The organism is Variovorax sp. GW821-FHT10D07 (assembly GCF_059415325.1).
The window spans coordinates 193,518-213,969 of the sequence record NZ_JBWKMZ010000014.1; the positions used below are offsets into that span (position 1 = coordinate 193,518).

Sequence of the window (20,452 nt, forward strand, 5' to 3'; positions counted from 1 at the left end):
GGCACTGCGCCGCCGATCTCCCCGCGATCAGAAGCGCGCCTTGAGCGAGGCCGTCGGCCCCTGCAGGCGGATCTTCAGCCGCGCGTCGGCCGTGCCGCTGTCGCGCGTGATGTCGATGTTGGTCACGTTGTAGGCCAGCACCAGGCCCACGTTCTTGACCGGGAACCACTCCACGCCGGCCGCGGCGTTGTAGATGTTGCCGTGCGAGCTGCCGCCGTTCTTCCACACGCCCGAGGCGTCGGCGAACAGCCGCAGGTCGGGCGTGATCGCGTGGCGCACGCCGATCTCGAGCAGCGGCGCGATCGCATCGCGGCTCGAGCTTTCGTTGAGCGTGCCGAACTGGCCGTTGACGCCCGCGAGCGCGCTCACGCCGAGCTTGATGCGATAGTAGGCCGCGCCGGCACCGAGGCCCAGCACCGTGTTGCCCGAACCGATCCACCACTTGTACGAGAGCTTGGCGAAATCGACCTGCGTGTCGACGTTGGCATTGCCGAAGGCCGCGATGGTGCCAAGGCCGCCGAGCGAGGTGCCGCCCGAGAGGCCGCCGAAGTAGTCGCGCTTGTAGCGGAAGTAATCGAACGACAGGCCTTGCGTGTCGCCGAGCAGCACGTCGGCCGTGATGCGCGGCATGGTCACGCGGCCGGGCTTGATGTCGCCGGTGCGCAGCGAGCCGTAGGGCGTGCCCACCGAGGCGTCGAACTTGGGATCGGCGGCATAGGCGCCGACGGAAAGGCTGAAGCGGTCGAGCGCCGGCGACGGGTCGGCGAGGGCGGGCGTGGCGGCTGCGAGCAGGCCGCCGCCGGCCAGGGCGGCGACGAGGGTGGCGTGGCCGCGGGCGCGCGAACGGAGCAAGGGCATGAAGAAGGTCCTTCGAAGAAGAGGCAAAAAAACTGAAACCCTCGGACCTGCGTTCGCTACGCCGCGGGGCCGGTCGGCCTGCGGTGTCGCTCGGGGTTCCGGGGCGCTGCTCCCTGTTGTTGACCCCCAAGTTATTAGGTGCGGCCCGCCGCGCGTATGCGTCGAAGCCGTCAGCGCCTGTAGGAGATTCGCCATGCCCGCGTTCGCCTTCAGCCGACGGCGATGTGCCGCGCGCCGGCCTAGGGCGCGGCGCGGTTCGCGCCTCAGCGCCGCGCGATGTCGAGCTGCGTGACCGGTGCGCTGTCGTTGCCCCACGAGCCGCGGATGTAGGTCAGCACGGCCGCGAGGTCGGTGCCGTCGAGCGTCTCGCCGAAGGGCGGCATGCCGTAGGGGCGCGGATTGCCCGCGGTGGTCGGCAGGAAGCCGCCATGGCTCACGACCTGGATCAGGTTGACGGGCCGTGCCATGTTGACGGCGCGGCTGCCCGCGAGCGGCGGGTAGGCGCCCGGCGCGCCCTGGCCCTGGTCGCCATGGCAGTAGGCGCAGCGCTGGTCGTAGATGCGGTTGCCGCGCGCCATCTCGCCGGCATCGCGCCGGTAGGTGGCGGGGCGCGCGGGCTTGGCGTCCGCGGCCTCCTGCGCGACGGCCGGCAGGTCCTTGAGGTAGGCGGCCATCGCCGCGAGATCGGCCTCGGACAGGTGCTGCGTGCTCTCGAACACCACGTCGGCCATCGGGCCCATCACCGAGCCGCGCGGCGCGCTGCCGTTCTTCAGCAGCGCCACCACCTCGGTGGCCGGCCAGCCGGACACGCCGGCCTCGCGCGGATCGGCCAGCGAGGGCGCATACCAGTTCTGCACCGCGATCAGCCCGCCCGAGAGGCCGCGCTGCGTCTCGGTGGCGCCGAAGGCATTGCGGCTGCCGTGGCAGGCGATGCAGTGGCCCAGGCCGTCGACCAGGTAGGCGCCGCGGTTCCATTCGGCCGGCTTGCCCGCGTCGGCGACGAAGCTCTGCGGCGTGAAGAACAGCGCGCGCCAGACGCCGAGCGCGGCCTGGGTGTCGTAGGGGAAGCGCAGGCGGTGCGGCTGGTTCGGCGTGTCGGCCGCGGGCAGGCTGCGCAGGTAGGCGTAGATGGCGTCGGAGTCCTCGCGCGTGACGCGCGTGAAGCTCGGATAGGGGAAGGCGGGATAGAGCAGCCGGCCGTCCTTCGAACGGCCGTTGTGCATCGCGCGCCAGAAGTGCGCGCTGCTCCAGCCGCCGATGCCGTGCTGCGCATCGGGCGTGAGGTTGGTCGAGTGGATGGTGCCGAAGGGCGTCTCGATCGGCAGGCCGCCCGCGTAGGCCTGGCCGCCGCGCGTGGTGTGGCAGCCCGCGCAGTTGCCGGCCAGCGCGAGGTAGCGGCCGCGCTCGATGCGCTGCGGCGTGGCCTCGAAGGCCTCGGCCTGCTCGGGAATGGCGGCCTCGCCGCGCAGGTTGAGCGCGACCACGCCACCAGCCACGGCGGCCAGCAGCAACACGAGCACCAGCAGGGTCCAGAAGAGGCGTTTGAGCGCGGTCATCGTCGCGGCCTCACTGCATGCCGCCGCAGGCCATCGGCAGCGGCGCGGCCGGCGCGGACACCGGCTTGGGGTTGGCGGGCATCGGCTGCACCGCGAGCCAGCTCGCGACGGCGTTGATGTCGGCGGTGGTCATGCGACGGCCGATCTCGGCCATGCAGTCGGGCGCGAGCGCATGGCGCTCGTTGGTGAGCCAGGCGCCGAGCTGCGAGGAGACGTAGAGACGCGGCAGTCCCAAGAGGCCGGGGATGGCGGGCTGCACGCCGGTGAGCGCGGCGCCATGGCAATGCACGCAGGCCGGGATGTTGCGCGTGGCGTCGCCCTCGAGCGCGAGCTGGCGGCCGCGCGCGAGCTGGGCGGGCGGCGCATCGCTGGTCGGCGAGACCGCGGCATAGGGCAGGTCGAGGCCGGCGAAGTAGTCCGCGATCTCCTGCAGGTAGGCGTCGGACATGTGGCGCACCATGTAGTTCATGTCGGTGTTGGAACGCCGGCCGTCGCGGAAGCTGCGCAGCTGGTTGAACAGGTAGCCCGCGGGCTTGCCGGCCAGCCGCGGGAAGAAGGCCGCGTTGCCGGTCGAGCCCTGGCGGCCGTGGCAGGCGATGCAGGCGGCCACGCGCTGCTCGATGGTGTCGGGGACGCCGGCCGGTTCGGCCGCGCGCGCGGGCTGCAGGCCCAGCAGGCCGAAGGTCGCGATGGCCAGTGCCGCCAGCGTGGCGCGCAGCCCGTGGTGCAGTGGTCGAGGGAGAAGTCGCACGTGTCTCATGGCGGAAGGGCGCGGCTGCATCGGCCGCACGTCGTTGCTTCGTGGGAAAACGTCGTCGGGCCCGGCGCGGTGCCCCGGGGACGTCGTGACCATACCAGCGCGCGCACGTTGCGGCGTACGCTGGGACAAAAAGTCCCATCGCTCGCACCGCGCCATGGCCACGGCGCTAAGCTGCGCCCCATGTCCACGCTCCACCCCCTGTCCACCACCACCGGTCCGCAGCGCCTGCTGTATGGCGGCATCGTCGGCGTCGCCATTGCGGCGATCCCCTGGCCGCTGGGCCTGATGGCGCGCGGCCTGGCCGGCTGGTGCGCGGCCGTGCTGGTCTACCAGGTGCTGACCTGGTGGCTGGCCGACACCTTCGATGCCAAGCGCACGCGCGAGCGCGCGCAGTCGCTGGACCAGCCGAACCTGATGATCCTGGTGTCGATGCTGGTGGTGGTGGGTGCGAGCGTGGTGGCGATCGCGATGCTGCTGCAGCAGGTGAAGCAGTTGAGCGGCATCGAGCGCGCGGTCCACATCGGGCTCGGGCTGGTGGCGCTCGCGGGCTCGTGGCTGATGATGCATTCCATCTACGCCTTCCACTACGCGCACCGCTACTACAACGACGAGAAGCACCGCGGGCCCGACGCGGGCGGGCTGGACTTCCCGGGCAAGGAAGACCCCGACTACTTCGACTTCCTCTACTACGCCTACGTGATCGGCATGACCTCGCAGGTGTCGGACGTGCAGGCCACCTCGCGCGAAATGCGGCGCATCACGCTGATCCACAGCGTGCTGGCCTTCGCCTTCAACATGCTGGTGCTCGCGCTGTCGGTCAACGTGGTGGCCGGCGCGATCTGATCCCGGCTCAGGCCTTGGCGGCGCGCGGCCAGAGCTTCACGAGGCCGGTCGACAGCGCCACGCCGCAGACGATCACCGCGGCGCAGGTCAGCATCCACTGCGTGATGGTCTCGCCGAGGAACACGGCGCCGTAGAAAGCCGCGAACACCGGCACCAGGAAGGTCACTGTCAATGCGCGCGCCGGGCCGGCGCGCTCGATCAGCCGGAAGAACAGGATGTAGGCCACGCCGGTGCAGGCGATGCCGAGCGCGAGCAGCGCGAGCCAGGCGCGCGCGCCGGGCATCTGCGCGGGCCAGAGCCAGATCGCGGGCACGGCGAGGAACAGCGAGGCGCCGATCTGGCTGCCGGTGGCGGTGGCCAGCGGCGGCACGCCGGTGAGGAAGCGCCGCGTGGCGCTGGCCGAGATGCCGTAGCAAAGACAGGCCGCGAGGCAGGCCAGCATGGCCCACAACGCCGCGAGATTGCTGGCACCGGTGTGCAGGCCGGCACCGCCGCTGGCGAGCATGGCGACGCCGATGAAGCCGATCACCAGGCCGACCAGCCGCGAGCCGTCGGGCCGTTCGCGGAACCAGGCCCAGGCCACCAGCGCGCCGAACATCGGCGTGGCCGCGTTGAGCACGGCCGCGAGGCTGCTGTTGATGCTGAGCACCGCGAAGCTGAACAGCGCGAAGGGAAGGCCCGAGTTGAAGACGCCGACCGAGAAGCTGGGCTTCCAGTGGCGCGCGAGCGCGGGGCCCTGGCCGCGCAGCAGCGCGATCGGCAGCAGGAACAGCGCGGCGATGCTCACGCGCACGGCCGCGGTCGGCAGCGCGCCGAACTCGGCGGCGCCGATGCGCATGAACAGGAAGGAGGCGCCCCAGAGCGCGCCGAGCAGCACGAGGTCGACGAGCCAGCCCTTGGGCTTGGGTGCGCCGGCGGCGGTGGTGGTGGAGGTGGTCATGCGGTGTTGTCGTTGTGTGTTCTCTTGCGCCTGGCCGTGGGCCAGGCGTTCCCGACCCGCGAGCCTACCGCACGCCTTCGAGCTCGAGCAGCGCGCTCTTGCGCTCGAGCCCGCCGGCATAGCCGGTCAGCGAGCCGTTGGCGCCGAGCACGCGGTGGCAGGGCACGATCACGCTGATCGGGTTGCGGCCCACGGCCGCGCCCACCGCGCGCACCGCGGCCGGGTTGCCGACGTTCGCGCTCAGCGCGCCGTAGCTGGTGGTGGCGCCCGCGGGGATCGCGAGCAGCGCCTGCCACACGCTCTGCTGGAACGCGGTGCCGTGCGACAGGTCGAGCGGCAGCTCGAAGCGGTCGCGCTTGCCGGCGAAATAGTCGCGCAGCTGTGCGGTCGTTTCGACGAACACCGGATGGTCGTCGCGCGTCTGCCAGCCCGTGGTGTCGGGCCAGTGGCGTTGCTGGTCGAACCAGACACCGGCCAGGCCGGCGTCGGTGGCGGCCATGGTGATGCCGCCGAGCGGGCTGTCGTAGTGCGAGGTGTAGATGACGGTCTTCTTGAACTTCATGGCTTTTCAGGCGGTGAGGCCTGCCGTTGGGTTGGAAGGGATGTCCGCGGCGGTGGGCTCGGCGGACGGCGTGGAAGGGACGGGTGCGTGCCAGGCGCGCAGCACCGCGTAGCTGCGCCACGGGCGCCAGGCCTGCGAGGCCTCGCTCGCGGCGCGCGCGGTGCTCACGCCCAGCGCCTTCTGCAGCGCGACGTCGCCGGCCGGGAAGGCATCGGGCCAGCGCAGCGCGCGCATCGCGATGTACTGCGCGGTCCAGGCGCCGATGCCCGGCAGTTCCTGCAGCGCGGCGATGGTCGAGGGCACGTCGGCGCCCGCATGCAGCGGCAGCCGGCCTTCGGCCACCGCGCGCGCCAGCGCATGCAGCGCGGCCTGGCGCTGGCGCACGATGCCGAGCTGGCCCAGCGCATCGCCGCTGGCGGCCGCGATGGCGGCGGGCGTGGGAAACAGGCGGTCGAGACCGTCGATGGGCGTGACGATCGGTTCGCCGAAGGCCTCGACCAGCCGCGAACCCAGGGTGCGGGCCGCGGCCACCGTGATCTGCTGGCCCAGCACCGCGCGCACCGCGAGCTCGAAGCCGTCGACCGTGCCCGGCACGCGCAGGCCGTCGCCATGCGGAAAGGCGTCGTGCAGCGCGGCGTTGATGGCCATCGGGTCGGCGTCGATGTCGAGCATGGCGCGGGCGCGGCTGATCACCACCGGCAGCACGGGCGCCAGCGAATCGCTGACCGACAGCAGCATCTGTTCGCGTGCCATGTCGAAGCGCAGCTGCAGCCAGCCGGCATGCACCTGCGCGCCGTGCTGCACGCGCAGCGTGCGCGCCAGCCGCGTGAAGGCCGGTGCCTGGGTGTTCTTGCCCGCAACCGGCACCTTGCCGTCCTCGGCCGTCACGAGCTCGACCCCGCGCAGCGCGCGCCGCGCGAAGAAGCCGAGCATCGCGTTCGGGTCGTAGGGCGGGCGAAAGCCCAGCCGCACCTCGATCGCGCGGCCGTCGCCGCCCTCGGCGCCGCCGGCGCGCCGCAAGGCGCTCGGATTGAGCCCGTAGTGCTCGACGAAGGCCGCGTTGAAGCGGCGCACGCTCGCGAAGCCGCTGGCCAGCGCCACCTGCGTCATCGGCAGGCGGGTGTCGGCGATCAGCTGCTTGGCCGCGAGCAGGCGGCGCGTCTGCAGGTACTGCAGCGGCGAGACGCCGAACTGGGCCTCGAAGATGCGGCGCAGGTGGCGGTCGCTGACGCCGAGCCGGGCCGCGATCTGCGCGGCGCCCGGGCCCTCGTCGGTCCAGGCGTCGGGCTCGTCGATCAGCCGCGCCGCCTGCTGCGCGAGGATGCGCGAGGCGTCCTCGGTCGACCAGTTGGCCGTGCCCATGGGGCGCGGCGCCAGTTCGGGCCGGCAGCGCAGGCAGGGACGGAAGCCCTCGGCCTCGGCCTGCGCCGCGTGGCGGAAGAAGCGGCAGTTCTCGCGCCGCGGCAGCTTCACGCGGCAGACCGGGCGGCAGTAGATGCCGGTGGAGGTCACCGCGGTGAAGAACGAGCCGTCGAAGCGCGCGTCGTGCGTCTTCAGCGCCAGGTAGCAGGCATCGCTCTCGAGCACGTCGGGGGAGGCGTTGGCGTTTGTCATGGCTTGAATATTAAGGTTTGGCGTCGTTTCGACTGGCCGTTTTCGGACATGTGGGTACCCCTGGCGATGCCTACAATCCCCGGGTCCACGAATCCACAGAGGAATCCTTTTTCATGCAGCTCAGCGCGTCGATCTTCAAGGCCTACGACATTCGCGGCGTGGTGCCCTCCACGCTGAATCCCGAGGTGGCGGAAGCCTTGGGCCGGGCCTTCGGCAGCGCGGCCCGCGCGGCCGGCGAGACCGCCGTGGCCGTGGGGCGCGACGGGCGCCTGTCGGGCCCGGCCCTCTCGCAAGCGCTGATCCGCGGCCTGGTGGCCACCGGCGTCGAGGTGATCGACGTGGGCGCGGTCACCACGCCCATGCTGTATTTCGCGGCCCACACGCTCGCCACCAGCGGCATCCAGGTCACGGGCAGCCACAACCCCAAGGACTACAACGGCTTCAAGATGGTGCTGGCCGGCCGCGCGATCTACGGCGACGAGATCCAGGCACTGCGCAAGACCATGGAAGCAGGCAGCGCGACGCTCGCGCCCGGCGGCAGCGTGCGCCAGGTCGACGTGACCGAGGCCTACGTGCAGCGCATCGTGGGCGACGTGCGGCTGGCGCGGCCGATGAAGATCGTGGTCGATTCGGGCAACGGCATCGCCGGCGCCTCGGCCCCCGCGATCTTCCGCGCGCTGGGCTGCGAGGTGACCGAGCTGTTCAGCGAGGTCGACGGCGACTTCCCGAACCACCACCCCGATCCCAGCAAGCCCGAGAACCTCAAGGACCTGATCGCCGCGCTGCAACAGGGCGACGCCGAACTGGGCCTGGCCTTCGACGGCGACGGCGACCGGCTGGGCATCGTCACCAAGGATGGCCAGAACATCTTCCCCGACCGCCAGATGCAGCTGTTCGCGCAGGACGTGCTGTCGCGCGTGCCGGGCGGCACCATCGTCTACGACGTGAAGTGCTCGCAGCGCCTGGGCCCGGCCATCGAGGCCGCGGGCGGCAAGCCGCTGATCTTCAAGACCGGCCATTCGCTGATCAAGGCGAAGATGAAGGAACTCGATTCGCCGCTGGGCGGCGAGATGAGCGGCCACATCTTCTTCAAGGAGCGCTGGTTCGGCTTCGACGACGGCACCTATGCCGGCTGCCGCATGCTCGAGATCCTGAGCAAGAGCCCGAATGCCAGCGACGTGCTCAACGCGCTCCCCACGAGCTTCTCCACGCCCGAGCTCAACGTGAAGTGCGCCGAGGGCGAGCCGCACGCGGTGGTCGAGCAGCTGCTGAAGGCGGCGAGCTTCGAGGCCCCGGCGCAGGTGTCGACCATCGACGGCCTGCGCGTCGACTGGCCCGACGGCTTCGGCCTGATCCGCGCCTCCAACACCACGCCGGTGCTGGTGCTGCGCTTCGAGGGCCAGACCCAGGCGGCGCTCGAGCGCATCGAGGCCCGCATGCTGGCGCTGCTCAAGACGGTGAAGCCCGACGCCACGCTGGCCGAAGCGGCGCACTAGGACACCGTGCGTTCGCTGCTGCTGCGCCTGTACGGCGCCTTCACCACCCTGGCCCAGCCGCTGGTGCGCCGCAAGCTGCGGCGCCGCGCGGCGGCCGAGCCCGGCTACGCGGTGGCGGTCGAAGAGCGCTTCGGCCACTACGACGCCGCCACCACCGGCCACGCCCAGTGCTGGGTGCACGCGGTCTCGCTCGGCGAGACGCGCGCCGCCGCCATCCTCATCGAGGAGCTGCGACGCCAGTTCCCCGAGATCCCGATCCTGCTCACGCACGGCACCGCCACCGGCCGCGAGGAGGGCGCCAAGCTGCTGCGCGAGGGCGACACGCAGGTCTGGCAGCCCTGGGACACGCCGGGCGCCGTGGCGCGCTTCCTCGACCGCTTCCAGCCGCGCATCGGCGTGCTGATGGAAACCGAGGTCTGGCCCGAGATGGCCGCGGCCTGCGCCGAGCGCCGCATCCCGCTGGTGCTGGCCAATGCGCGGCTCAACGAGAAATCGCTGGCCTCGGCCGAGCGGCTGGGCTGGCTGGCGCGGCCGGCCTATTCGGCGCTGAGCGCGGTCTGGGCCCAGACCGAGGCCGACGCGCACCGGCTGGTGTCGCTGGGCGCCAAGGTCTCGGGCATCTACGGCAACCTCAAGTTCGACGCCACGCCCGACGTGCGGCAGCTCCATGCGGCCGCCAAGCTGCGCGGCACGCTGCCCAAGCCGATCGTGGTGCTGGCCAGTTCGCGCGACGGCGAGGAGCGCCTGCTGCTCGAGGTGCTGCGGCGCTTCGGCGCCACCGCGCCGGTGCCGCCCGAGCAGGGCGCGGTCCGCTCGATCTCGAAGCGGGTGCACGACGTGCAGTGGATGATCGTGCCGCGCCATCCGCAGCGCTTCGACGAGGTGGCGGCGCTGATCGAGGCCGAGGGCTTCGCCGTGGCGCGCCGCAGTACAGCGGGCCAGCCGGCCGAGGCCGAGATCTGGCTCGGCGATTCGCTCGGCGAGATGGCGCTGTACTACGGCCTGGCCGACGTCGCGCTGCTCGGCGGCAGCTTCGAGCCCCTGGGCGGCCAGAACCTGATCGAGCCCGCGGCCTGCGGCTGCCCGGTCGTGATGGGGCCGTCCACCTTCAATTTCGCGGAGGCCGCGCAGCTGTCGCTCGCGGCCGGTGCCTCGCTGCGCGTCGAGACCATGGAACAGGCCGTGACCAGCGCGCTCAAGCTGGTCGAGAACCGCGAGCGCCGCGAGGCGATGTCGCAGGCCGCGCAGGCCTTCTCGTCCTCGAACCGCGGCGCGGCCGAGCGCACGGCGGCCGCGGTGCTCACGATCGCGATGGCGGCCGAGCCCGAGGAACCGGTGGAGCCGGCGCTGGCCGACGAGCCGACGAAGCCGCCGGTCCAGGCTGCGCAGCCGGCAGCGGAAGGCCCGCGCGAGCGCGCGGAGCCCACGCTCGACTAGGGTTTCAGCGCCCCGGGTTCAGCACCGGCGGCGGCGGCGGTGCGACGGGGATCGCGGGCGGCGGCGGATTGAACGGCGCCACCGGCACCGGCGGCACCACCGGCACGCTGGGCCGCGCGGGCGGCACGGCCACGGCGTTCGGATCGGCCGGGGTGGTGGTCGATGGGGCCGGCACCGCGGGCACGCTGCCGTTCTTCGCCAGCGTGGCGTTGATGGCATCCATGTCGGCCACGGTCAGCGTGCCGTTGGCCTGGCGCAGCTTCAGGTTGCCCAGCAGCACGTTGTAGCGCGCCTGCGCGAGGTCGCGCTTGGTCTGGTAGAGCTGGCTCTGCGAATTGAGCACGTCGATGTTGATGCGCACGCCGACCTGGTAGCCCAGGCGGTTGGCGTCGAGCGCGCTCTGGCTCGAGGCCTCGGCCGCCTCGAGCGCCTTGACCTGGCCCGCGCCCGAGACCAGCCCGAGGTAGGCCGCGCGCGTGGCCTGCGCCACGTTGCGGCGGGTGCCGTCGAGCACGCTGCGCGACTGGTCCTCGAGGGCCAGCGTTTCCTTGATGCGGTTCTCGGTCGCGAAGCCCGCGAACAGCGGCAGGTTGAAGGTCACGCCCACGGTGGCGGCGTTGATGCGCGTGCCCACGGTGCTGGTGCTGGTGCCGTTCGGGTTGCGCGTGACGTTGTAGCCGAGGTTGGCGTCCAGCGTGGGCTTGTGGCCGGCGCGCGCCTTCTCGATCTCCAGGCCCGCCACGTCGACGCCGAGCTGCGCCTGGCGGATCGCCGGGTGGCCCGCGTCGGCCTGCGAGACCCAGGCCTCGATGTCGGCCGGCTGCGCGGTCGGCAGCACCACCGGCACGGCCAGCGGCACCGGCACGCTGCCGGGGCGGCCGACCAGCTGGTCGAGCACGATCTTCTTCACGCGCAGGTCGTTCTCGGCCGCGATCTCCTGCGCCACCACGAGGTCGTAGCGGGCCTGGGCCTCGCGCGAGTCGGTGATGGTGGAGGTGCCGACCTCGAAGTTGCGCTTGGCCGAGGCGAGCTGCTCGGACACGGCCGCCTTCTGCGCGCGCACCAGCGACAGGCTGTCCTGGCTCGCGAGCACGTCGAAATAGGCCTGGCTCACGCGCACGATCAGGTCCTGCTCGGCGATGGTGAACACCGACTGCGCGATCTCGGCCTGGCGCTTGCCCTGCTCCCAGGTGGCCCAGTTGGCGGGCCGGTATAGCGGCTGGGTGGCGTTGATGCCGACGTTCTGCTGCGTGAAGTCGCGCGAGGAACTGCCCTGCTGGTTGCCCGTGATGACGTCGATGTCGAGGTTGTTGCGGTTCACGCCCGCGCTGAGCCCGACGGCCGGCAGGATGCCGGCCCTGGCCTGCGCCGCGCGCGCCACGCTGGCGTCGTACTGGGCGCGCGCGCCCTGGTAGGTGGCATCGAAGCCACGCGCCGATTCGTAGAGTTCGTTCAGTGTCTGGCCCTGGGCCGGCGATGCGAGCAGCGTGGCAAGAAGGCTTGCGATGGCTGCGGAAAGAGGCAGGAGCCGGGGCCTGGGAGGCATTGAAAGTCCTTGGGAGCGGAAGAATCAGTAGCGCGGCACGGCGGGGTCGTGCTGCGCGGACCAGGCGTCGATGCCGCCGGCCACGTTGGCCAGTTGCGCAAAGCCGTTCTGGTGCAGGAAGGCGGCCACGCGCTGGCTGCGGGCGCCGTGGTGGCACAGGCAGGCGATGCGCTGGTTCTCGTCGAGCTCGGACAGGCGCGCGGGGATCTCGTTCATCGGGATCGCCAGCAGCGTGAAGCCCGCCGGGGCGACGCTCGCGGTCTGCAGCTCCCAGGGCTCGCGGACGTCGAGCAGCACGGCGGGTGCGTCGGCGTCCTGTGCAAACCAGGCGGCGAGGTCGGCGGGGCGGACTTGATCGATCATGCGGCCGGCCCGATCAGAACGCGAAGCGCGACGGCTCGGGGAAGTTCAAAAGGCGCGGCGCCACCGTGTCCCAGGGCTGGATCGTGTCCCACTTGCTTTCGCTGCTGCGGGTCACGAAGTGGGCGCGCATCATGGGTTCGTCGCCGACGATCGCGGCCAGGCGGCCGCCGACCTTGAGCGAGCCGAGCAGGTTCTGCGGAATGCGCGCGACCGAGCCGCTGAGCACGATCACGTCGAAGCTCGGGCCGCTGGGCAGCGGCACGGCGCCGTCGGCATGGCGCACCTCGACATTGGTCACGCCGTTCTGGCGCAGGGTCTCGGCGGCGCGGGCGGCCAGCGCGGGGTTGATCTCGAGCGACAGCACCTTGGCGGCGCGGGCGCCGAGCAGGGCGGCCATGAAGCCGGAGCCGGTGCCGATCTCGAGCACCGATTCGTGCTTCTGCACGTGCAGGTCCTGCAGCGTGCGGGCCTCGACCTTGGGCGACAGCATGAATTCGCCGGGCACCGAGCCGTCGAGCAGCGGCAGCTCCATGTCGAAGAAGGACAGCGCGCGGTGCGCCTCGGGCACGTAGTCCTCGCGGCGGATCACCGCCAGCAGGTCGAGGATTTCCAGGTCCAGCACATCCCAGGGGCGGATCTGCTGTTCGATCATGTTGAAGCGCAAGCGCTCGAGGGTGGGGGCGGTGCTCATGGGTTTTCCTTCTGGGGGCGGGTCAGGACAAACCTTCAATTTTAGGCGGCACCCGACGGGCCAGCGGCTTCGTCGGGTTCCGCCTGCGCCCGCGGCTGGGTGCTCAGGCCGTAGAGCACCACGTCGGCCTGCATCTCGATGTACTTGAGCGGGTCGAAGTTGTCGCCCTCGTCGACGCACAGGTTGGCCGAGTGCTTCCAGAGCATCAGGAAGATCATCGGCGCGACCACCGAGTAGATGGTGTGGTCGACGTCGACCGGCCGGAACTCGCCGCGGTCGATGCCGCGCTGGATGATGCGCCGAAGCAACGCATGGCCCGGCCGCACCACCTCCTGGCGGTAGAAGTCCGCCAGCTCGGGGAAGTTGGCGCCTTCGCTCATCATCAGCTTGGTGAGGCCCGAGGCCTGGGTCAGGCCCACGCGCTCCCACCACACGCGCATGCAATAGCGCAGCATCTGGGCCGTGGTGCCCTCGAAGGTCTCGAATTCCTGGTTCCACTCGGTGAAACGGCCGCCGAGGTTCTCGACCACCACGGCCTTGAACAGCTCTTCCTTGCTCGGGAAATAGAGGAACAGCGTGCCCTTGGAGACGCCGGCACGCACCGCCACTTCTTCCGAGCGGGTGGCGGCGTAGCCCTTCTCGACGAACAGATCGAGCGCCGCCGCCAGCAGTTCACCGGGGCGCGCCTCCTTGCGCCGCTCGCGCTTGGCGCGGACCGGGCAGATCTTGTCGGCAAGGAATCGGGGAGTGGGCATTGTTTAATGACTCGCGGGTTAGTAATGTAGTGAGCCGCATCGAATGCGTCAAGCCGCGACAATATCGGGTTCCCTTGTCAGTCCGTTCCTGGAGTCCCCCATGACCTCTTCGCCTTCCACCACCGAAACCATCGTGCTCGGCGGCGGCTGCTTCTGGTGCACCGAGGCGGTGTTCGACCGCGTGCAGGGGGTGGTCGACGTGGAATCGGGCTATTCGAACGGCCAGACGGTCAATCCCAGCTACGAGCAGGTCTGCACCGGCCGCACCGGCCACAACGAGGTGGTGAAGCTGAGCTTCGACCCGGCGCAGATCGCCCTACGCGAGATCCTCGAGATCTTCTTCGTGGTGCACGACCCCACGACGCTCAACCGCCAGGGCAACGACGTCGGCACCCAGTACCGCAGCGGCATCTACTACACGACCGAGGCGCAGAAGCAGGTGGCCGACGACGTCATCCGCGAGATCGAGGCCGGCAAGACCTATGCCTCGCCGGTGGTGACCGAGGTCAAGCCGCTCGACAACTACTCGACCGCCGAGGCCTACCACCAGGACTACTTCCTGAACCACCCGAACCAGGGCTACTGCGCCTTCGTCGTGGGACCGAAGGTCGAGAAGTTCCAGAAGACCTTCGCCGCGCGCGTCAAGGCCTGATCCTCTTTCCGCCGCGCCCGTGCACCTCGCCCTTTCGTCCGGCCCGACCCGTTCGCAGCGCGCGCTCGTCTTCGCGCTGGCGATCGCGCTGTGGCTCGCGGGCACGCTCGGGCTGATGCACCGTTCGCTGCACGCGCCGGGCCTGCCCGCGGCGGCCGCGGCCGCGCACGTGGGCCACGACCACGCCGGGCACGACCATGCCGCGCACGGCCTGGCGAGCCTGTTCGGCGAGCACACCGATGCCGAGTGCCGCCTGTACGACCAGCTCTCGCACGGCTCCAGCGCACCGGGCGTGCCGCTGGTGGTGCTGCCGATGCTGTTGCCGACGGCCACCTTCGCCTACCTGCAGGGCGAGGTGCTCGCCCGCTGGGTCGCGCTGTTCGACGCGCGCGGCCCGCCTTCCTCTCGCTGAATCCCCCTTGTGTTCCGGCTCGCCGCACCCGTTCGCCACGGGTGGCGGCGGGCCGCCCATCGATTCAACGAGTGTCCATTCATGATTCCCCATTTCCGTCGCAACGCCGTGGGCGTTGCCGTTCTTTCCCTGCTGTCGCTGGCAGCCGTCGCGCAGGAGCTCGCCGCGGCGGCGCCTGCCGCCGATGCTTCCGCGGGCGCGCTGCCCGCCGCCGGCGCCCTGCCGGCGGTGACGGTGGAGGCGCAGTCCGAGCGCCTCAAGAAGGCGCGCATGGAGCTGTCGCCCGCGGTCGGCGCCACCGTCTACCGCATCGACCGCTCGGCCATCGACGCGCTCGGCAAGGGCGACGCCACGCCGCTGGACGACGTGCTGCTGACCCTGCCGGGCGTCGCCAAGGATTCCAAGGCCTCCGGTTCGCTGCACGTGCGCGACGACCACGGCAACGTGCAGTACCGGGTCAACGGCGTGCAGCTGCCCGAGGGCATCTCGGGCTTCGGCCAGTCGCTCGACACGCGCTACATCGACTCGGTCGATTTCCTCACCGGCGCCTTGCCCGCGCAGTACGGCCTGCGCACCGCCGGCATCGTCGACATCCAGACCAAGCAGGGCCTCGGCAAGCCCGGCGGCTCGCTCGGCTTCACCTTCGGCAGCCACAACACGCTGGAGGAGAACGCGTCGTTCTACGGCACCACGGGCAACCTGAGCTACTACCTGTCGGGCAGCCTGGTGTCCAACACCAGCGGCATCGAGAACCCCCAGCCGACGCTGAACGCGCAGAACGACCGCACGCGCCAGGGCAAGACCTTCGGCAACCTGTCGTACTACCTCGACGCCGACACGCGCCTGGGCCTGATGTTCGGCACCTACAACGGCAAGTTCCAGATCCCGACCAACCCTGACCAGGCCCCGGCCTTCTCGCTCGCCGGCTTCAGCGACCTGGGCTCGGGCTTCAACGCGCTGCCGTCGTCCGACGTGCGCGAGCGGCAGACCGAGGCCACGCGCTTCGTCGCGCTGTCGTTCCAGAAGACCCTCGGCGCGCTCGACTTCCAGGTCTCGGCCTTCCACCAGTACTCGAACCTGCACTACCTGCCCGACCCGGTGGGCGACCTGGTCTACAACGGCGTGGCCTCGGACACCCTGCGCTCGAATTCGTCCAACGGCCTCCAGGCCGATGCCTCGTACAAGCTCGGCAGCGCGCACACGCTGCGCTTCGGCGGCGCCTACACGCGGCAGACCACGCGCAGCATCAATGCGGTGAACGTGTTCCCGGTCGACGACAGCGGCGCGCCGGCCGGCGACACGCCGCTGCTGATCAACGACAACTCCGGCAAGGTCGGCCAGCTCGCCAGCCTCTATCTGCAGGACGAGTGGCGCATCGACCCGAAGCTCACGCTCAACTACGGCCTGCGCTACGACAGCGTCGATGCCTTCACCAAGGAGCACCAGTGGAGCCCGCGGCTGAACCTCGCGTACAAGCTGTCGGACGACACGGCGCTGCACGCGGGCTACGCGCGCTACTTCACGCCGCCGCCGCAGGAGCTGGCATCGCAGCAGAGCATCAACCTCTACGCGGGCACCACCAACCAGCCCGAGATCGCCGTGTCCGACCCGGTGAAGGCCGAGCGCACCCACTACTTCGACCTGGGCGTGGACCACAAGCTGAGCCCGAACCTGTCGCTGTCGGCCGACGTCTACTACAAGAACATCACGAACCTGGTCGACGAAGGCCAGTTCGGCCAGGCGTTGATCCTGTCGCCGTTCAACTACGCCGACGGCTTCGCGCGCGGCTTGGAGCTGTCGGCGCGCTACAACGACGAGCACTGGTCGGCCTATGCGAACCTGGCCCACCAGAAGGCGATGGGCAGGAACATCGTGTCGAGCCAGTCGCTGTTCGGCGCCGACGAGCTGGGCTACATCGCCAACCACGATGTGTACCTGGACCATGACCAGACCTGGACGGCCTCGGCCGGCGCCAGCTACCGCTTCGGCGACGACCAGGTCAGCGGCGACGTGATCTTCGGCAGCGGCCTGCGCCGCACGCCCGACGGCGGTGCGCCCAACAGCGCCGCGCTGCCGAACTACACGGTGGTCAACGCCGCCTACGCCCACACCTGGAAGTACGCCTCGGGCAGCGACGTGGTCGGCCGCGTCGCGATCCTGAACCTGTTCGACAAGAGCTACCTGCTGCGCGACGGCACCGGTGTCGGCGTGGGCGCGCCGCAATACGGCACGCGGCGCAGCGTGTACATGAGCATGACCACGCACTTCTGATGAAGCATTCGAGGCTGTCGCGCGCCGTCGTTCTCACGCTGCTGCTCGCGGTGTGGGCGGCGTCGACCCTCGGGCTCGTGCATGCCACGCTGCACGTGCCGGGCGACTGGACCCGGACCGTGGAGGCCCGGCGCATGGCCGCGGCCGCCGGCGCGACGCAGGGCGTGCACGAGGCGCAGGCGCATGCCTCCGCCGCGCGGCACGGCTGGCTGCATGCCCTGTTCGGCGACCGCACCGATGCCGAGTGCCGGCTGTACGACCGGCTCGCGCACGGCTCCGGCGCCCTGGGCGTGCCGTTGGTGCTGCTGCCGGTGCAACTGCCGGCGGCGCGCTTCGCCTACCTGCAGGGCGAGGCCATCGTCCGCTGGGTCGCGCCGTTCGAGGCCCGCGGGCCGCCTGTCGCTCGCTGAATGTTCCGTTTCCGATTCGCCGCCACCCGTCGCGCACGGGTGGCCGGCGGTCGCTCATCGATTCAACGAGTTTTCATCATGACCCCCCAATTCCGTCGCAACGCCATCGGCGCTGCCGTCCTCTCGCTCGCCTCGGCCGCGGCCCTGGCCCAGACCGCACCCGTCGATCCCTCGCCGAACCCGCAACCCACCACCAGCCTGCGCGAGATCACCGTCACCGGCAACCCGCTGGGCGCCAGCGACCTGATCGCGCCCACCACCACGCTCTCGGGCGACGAACTGCTGCTGCGCTCGCAGTCCACGCTGGGCCAGACGCTGGACAACATCCCCGGCGTCAGCAGCACCTACTTCGGCCCCAACGCCAGCCGGCCGATCATCCGCGGCCAGGACGGCGACCGCATCCGCATCCTGCAGAACGGCGGCGGCGCGCCCGACGCCTCGGCGCTGAGCTACGACCACGCGGTGCCGGTCGACGCGCTGGTCACCGAGCGCGTCGAGGTGCTGCGCGGCCCGTCGGCGCTGCAGTACGGCGGCAGCGCGGTCGGCGGCGTGGTGAACCTGATCGACAACCGCATCCCGAGCGAGCCGATCGAGGGCTTCGGCGGCCGCGCCGACCTCGGCTATGCCACCGGCAACCGCGAGAAGAACGGCGCCGTGATGCTCGAGGGCGGCAACGGCCGCTTCGCGCTGCATGCCGACGCCTTCAAGCGCGATTCGAGCGACGTCTCGGCGCCGATCGACCTGAACTGCGAGAAGCCCGGCTCGCCCTGGCGCGCGCGCAAGATCTGCAACTCGGCCAACGAGGCGCACGGCGGCGCGATCGGCGGCACGCTGTTCTTCGACCGGGGCTGGATCGGCGCCTCGGCCAGCACCTACCGCAGCAACTACGGCACCGTGGCCGAGGACGACGTGACCATCGCGATGAAGTCCGACCGCTACGCGATCGAGGGCGAATGGCGCCCGGGCGGCATCATCCGCAGCGTCCACGCCAAGCTCAGCCACACCAACTACCGCCACACCGAGTTCGAGGGCGCCGAGGCCGGCACCACCTTCTCGAACATGAGCAACGACCTGCGCGTCGAGGTGCGGCACGAGAAGATCGGGCCGCTGGAAGGCCTGATGGGCTTCAGCGCCGAGACCAACCGCTTCGCCGCCGACGGCGAGGAAGCCTTCGCGCCGCACAGCCGCACGCGCTCGCGCGCGCCGTTCCTCTACGAGGAGATGGGCACCTCGTGGGGCAAGCTGAGCTTCGGCGCGCGCACCGAGCGCGTCACCGTGCGATCGCTCGGCTATCCCGACGATCCGAGCATCAACCGCTTCGCGATCGGCGAGCGCACCTTCAACCCGAACAGCGCCGCCTTCGGCGCCCTGGTCAATCTCGCGCCGCAGTGGCAGCTGACCTCGAACATCGCCTACACCGAGCGCGCGCCCAAGGACTACGAGCTGCTGGCCAACGGCCCGCACGTGGCCACGGCCGCATGGGAGGTCGGCAACCCGAACCTGAGCAAGGAGCAGTCGACCGGCTTCGACCTCGGCGCGCAATGGAAATCGGGACCGAACACGGCGCGCGTCAACGCCTACGTCACGCGCTTTCGCAACTACATCGGCCTGACCGCCTCGGGCCGCACGCTCGACGAGGAAGGCCAGGTCGTGACCGATCCCGAGGTCACCGACACGCTGGCCGAGTACCTCTACAACGGCGTGCGCGCGCGCTTCACCGGCATCGAGGCCAGCGGCAACCTGCGGCTGCTGGGCAGCGACGGCTTCGCGCGCATGAACGACGCCGGCACGCTCGACCTCGAATGGCGCGGCGACCTGGTGCGCGCGAAGAACACCGACACCGGCGAGCCGCTGCCGCGCATCGCGCCGGTGCGCGTGGGCGCCACGCTGGTCTACGGCAACGGCCCGTGGAGCGGCCGCGTCGGCTTCGACTACAACGCCGCGCAGCACCGCGTGCCGGGCGTCGGTGCGCGCGAGACCGATGCCTACACCCTGTGGAACGCCTCGATCGCCTATCGCATGAAGGTGCAGCGCGCCAACCTCACCTGGTATGCGCGCGTCGACAACATCGGCAACAAGCTGGCCTACAGCGCGACCTCGATCCTGACGACGACGGTGTATCCGGCCGCGCCGCTGCCGGGGCGCTCGCTGAAGGTGGGCGTGCGCGTGACCTTCTGACCGGAGGGTGCCTCCTTCCCCCGGCGGGGGAGGGAGGCGGGCACGAACGCTCGGCTATCCTCGACCGGTGAATTCGTTCGTCATCTCCTCCCTCCTGCCCGTCGTGCTGCTGATCGCGGCGGGCTACCTGGCCGGGAGGCGCCGCTGGATCGGCGGCAATGCGGTCAAGGACCTCTCCAACCTGATCTTCCTGCTGCTCGCGCCGGCGCTGCTGTTCCGCGCGATGAGCGGCGTGCACGTCGAGGAACTGCGCTTCAAGCCGGTGGCCGCCTACTTCATCGCCTCGGGGCTGCTGTTCGCGGCCACCTTGGCGCTGCGCGGCTTCAACCGCACGGGCGCGGTGCTCGCGCTCGCCAACACCTACAGCAACACCGTGATGATCGGCATCGTGCTGGTCGGCCTGGCCTATGGCGAGGCCGGCATGGTGGTGCTGCTGACCTTGATCTCGCTGCATTCGCTGGTGCTGATGACCAGCGCCACCGTGGTGCTCGAGCTCGCGGTGGCGCGCGAGCACGCGGTGGTCGGCGGCGCCGAGAAGCGCTCGATGCTGCGCACCGTGTTGCGCGCGCTGCGCAACGCCATCATCCATCCGGTGCCGCTGCCGATCATCGCGGGCCTGCTGTTCGCGCAGAGCGGCTGGGTCATGCCGCAGCCGGTCGACCGCACCATCGAACTGCTGGGCCAGGCCTTCGGCCCGGTGGCGCTGGTCATGGTGGGCATCACGCTGGCGCTCACGCCAGTGGGGCGCCACTGGCGCAGTGCCCTGGTGCAGGCCGGCGTCAAGAACCTGCTGCATCCGCTGCTGGTGGCGATCATCGGCTGGGCGCTCGGCGTGCGCGGCATTCCGCTCACGGTGATGGTGGTTGCGGCCGCGCTGCCGATCGGCGCCAACGTGTTCCTGTTCTCGCAGCGCTACCGCAGCGCCGAGGACCTGGTGACCGCCAGCGTCGCGGTCTCCACGCTGCTGGCACTGGCCACGCTCACGCTGGTGATGCTCTGGGTGCAGTGGTTGCCCTGACATCCGTCCCGGGCCACGCGAAACCGTAGCCTTTCGATTTCCTCCTCGCCCCGTGCCCCTATGCCGTTCGGCAGGGTGGCCGTTTGGCGA

General features: G+C 70.7%; 19 protein-coding genes. 9 read left to right on the forward strand and 10 right to left on the reverse strand.

Annotated features, from left to right (window positions below; all coding sequences use genetic code 11):
• Positions 1-27: 27 nt before the first annotated feature.
• The 3 genes from AC07PU_RS32785 to AC07PU_RS32795 all read right to left on the reverse strand — a co-directional run bounded on the left by AC07PU_RS32785 (position 28) and on the right by AC07PU_RS32795 (position 3,174).
• Positions 28-858, reverse strand: coding sequence for a hypothetical protein (locus AC07PU_RS32785; protein ID WP_296791078.1), 831 nt, complete (start codon positions 856-858; stop codon positions 28-30).
• Between the two features lie 263 nt (positions 859-1,121).
• A complete protein-coding gene (locus AC07PU_RS32790) occupies positions 1,122-2,414 on the reverse strand; it encodes a c-type cytochrome (protein ID WP_495322465.1) in 1,293 nt (430 codons plus the stop codon).
• A 10-nt stretch (positions 2,415-2,424) separates the two neighbouring features.
• Positions 2,425-3,174 carry a c-type cytochrome gene (locus AC07PU_RS32795; protein WP_495322466.1) on the reverse strand — a complete coding sequence of 250 codons (750 nt, stop codon included), beginning with the start codon at positions 3,172-3,174 and terminating at the stop codon, positions 2,425-2,427.
• Between the two features lie 180 nt (positions 3,175-3,354).
• On the opposite strand from AC07PU_RS32795, the gene AC07PU_RS32800 reads away from it, so the two are divergent.
• On the forward strand, positions 3,355-4,017 hold the full coding sequence (locus AC07PU_RS32800; protein ID WP_093340126.1) for a DUF1345 domain-containing protein: 663 nt from the start codon (positions 3,355-3,357) through the stop codon (positions 4,015-4,017).
• A 7-nt stretch (positions 4,018-4,024) separates the two neighbouring features.
• Here AC07PU_RS32800 and AC07PU_RS32805 read toward each other — a convergent pair whose 3' ends face one another.
• The 3 genes from AC07PU_RS32805 to AC07PU_RS32815 form a co-directional block, all read right to left on the reverse strand.
• Positions 4,025-4,957, reverse strand: a complete 933-nt coding sequence (locus AC07PU_RS32805; protein WP_495322467.1) for a DMT family transporter — start codon at positions 4,955-4,957, stop codon at positions 4,025-4,027.
• Between the two features lie 64 nt (positions 4,958-5,021).
• Positions 5,022-5,519, reverse strand: a complete 498-nt coding sequence (locus tag AC07PU_RS32810; protein ID WP_296791032.1) for a methylated-DNA--[protein]-cysteine S-methyltransferase — start codon at positions 5,517-5,519, stop codon at positions 5,022-5,024.
• 6 nt (positions 5,520-5,525) lie between these two features.
• Entirely contained in the window at positions 5,526-7,133 is a 1,608-nt protein-coding gene (locus tag AC07PU_RS32815) for a DNA-3-methyladenine glycosylase 2 family protein (RefSeq protein ID WP_495322469.1), read from the reverse strand.
• A gap of 113 nt (positions 7,134-7,246) precedes the next feature.
• Between AC07PU_RS32815 and AC07PU_RS32820 the strand changes: the two genes are divergently transcribed.
• Both AC07PU_RS32820 and AC07PU_RS32825 read left to right on the forward strand, forming a co-directional pair.
• On the forward strand, positions 7,247-8,629 hold the full coding sequence (locus AC07PU_RS32820) for a phosphomannomutase/phosphoglucomutase (RefSeq protein WP_495322470.1): 1,383 nt from the start codon (positions 7,247-7,249) through the stop codon (positions 8,627-8,629).
• 6 nt (positions 8,630-8,635) lie between these two features.
• A complete protein-coding gene (locus AC07PU_RS32825; protein ID WP_495322471.1) occupies positions 8,636-10,066 on the forward strand; it encodes a 3-deoxy-D-manno-octulosonic acid transferase in 1,431 nt (476 codons plus the stop codon).
• A 4-nt stretch (positions 10,067-10,070) separates the two neighbouring features.
• Here AC07PU_RS32825 and AC07PU_RS32830 read toward each other — a convergent pair whose 3' ends face one another.
• Genes AC07PU_RS32830 through AC07PU_RS32845 form a run of 4 tightly spaced genes read right to left on the reverse strand, consistent with a single transcriptional unit; the run spans position 10,071 to position 13,421 of the window.
• Complete coding sequence (locus tag AC07PU_RS32830) at positions 10,071-11,612, reverse strand: TolC family outer membrane protein (RefSeq protein WP_495322472.1); 1,542 nt, start codon at positions 11,610-11,612, stop codon at positions 10,071-10,073.
• A gap of 24 nt (positions 11,613-11,636) precedes the next feature.
• Positions 11,637-11,975 (reverse strand): rhodanese-like domain-containing protein, encoded by a 339-nt coding sequence (locus tag AC07PU_RS32835; protein ID WP_057596286.1) that lies wholly within the window; start codon positions 11,973-11,975, stop codon positions 11,637-11,639.
• Positions 11,976-11,988: 13 nt separating this feature from the next.
• Positions 11,989-12,666, reverse strand: a complete 678-nt coding sequence (locus tag AC07PU_RS32840) for a protein-L-isoaspartate O-methyltransferase family protein (protein ID WP_296781303.1) — start codon at positions 12,664-12,666, stop codon at positions 11,989-11,991.
• A gap of 41 nt (positions 12,667-12,707) precedes the next feature.
• Complete coding sequence (locus tag AC07PU_RS32845) at positions 12,708-13,421, reverse strand: TetR/AcrR family transcriptional regulator (protein ID WP_093340115.1); 714 nt, start codon at positions 13,419-13,421, stop codon at positions 12,708-12,710.
• A 100-nt stretch (positions 13,422-13,521) separates the two neighbouring features.
• Here AC07PU_RS32845 and msrA point away from each other — a divergent pair, with 100 nt between their 5' ends.
• From msrA to AC07PU_RS32875, 6 genes are all read left to right on the forward strand, one after another.
• Entirely contained in the window at positions 13,522-14,073 is a 552-nt protein-coding gene (gene msrA, locus AC07PU_RS32850) for a peptide-methionine (S)-S-oxide reductase MsrA (protein ID WP_495322473.1), read from the forward strand.
• Positions 14,074-14,092: 19 nt separating this feature from the next.
• Positions 14,093-14,485 (forward strand): hypothetical protein, encoded by a 393-nt coding sequence (locus AC07PU_RS32855; protein WP_495322474.1) that lies wholly within the window; start codon positions 14,093-14,095, stop codon positions 14,483-14,485.
• A gap of 81 nt (positions 14,486-14,566) precedes the next feature.
• A complete protein-coding gene (locus AC07PU_RS32860; RefSeq protein ID WP_495322475.1) occupies positions 14,567-16,756 on the forward strand; it encodes a TonB-dependent receptor in 2,190 nt (729 codons plus the stop codon).
• Positions 16,756-17,166, forward strand: coding sequence for a hypothetical protein (locus tag AC07PU_RS32865; protein WP_495322476.1), 411 nt, complete (start codon positions 16,756-16,758; stop codon positions 17,164-17,166). The genes AC07PU_RS32860 and AC07PU_RS32865 overlap by 1 nt, the downstream gene beginning before the upstream one ends.
• A gap of 78 nt (positions 17,167-17,244) precedes the next feature.
• A complete protein-coding gene (locus AC07PU_RS32870) occupies positions 17,245-19,344 on the forward strand; it encodes a TonB-dependent receptor (protein ID WP_495322477.1) in 2,100 nt (699 codons plus the stop codon).
• Positions 19,345-19,411: 67 nt separating this feature from the next.
• Complete coding sequence (locus tag AC07PU_RS32875) at positions 19,412-20,362, forward strand: AEC family transporter (protein WP_495322478.1); 951 nt, start codon at positions 19,412-19,414, stop codon at positions 20,360-20,362.
• The last annotated feature ends 90 nt before the right edge of the window (positions 20,363-20,452 follow it).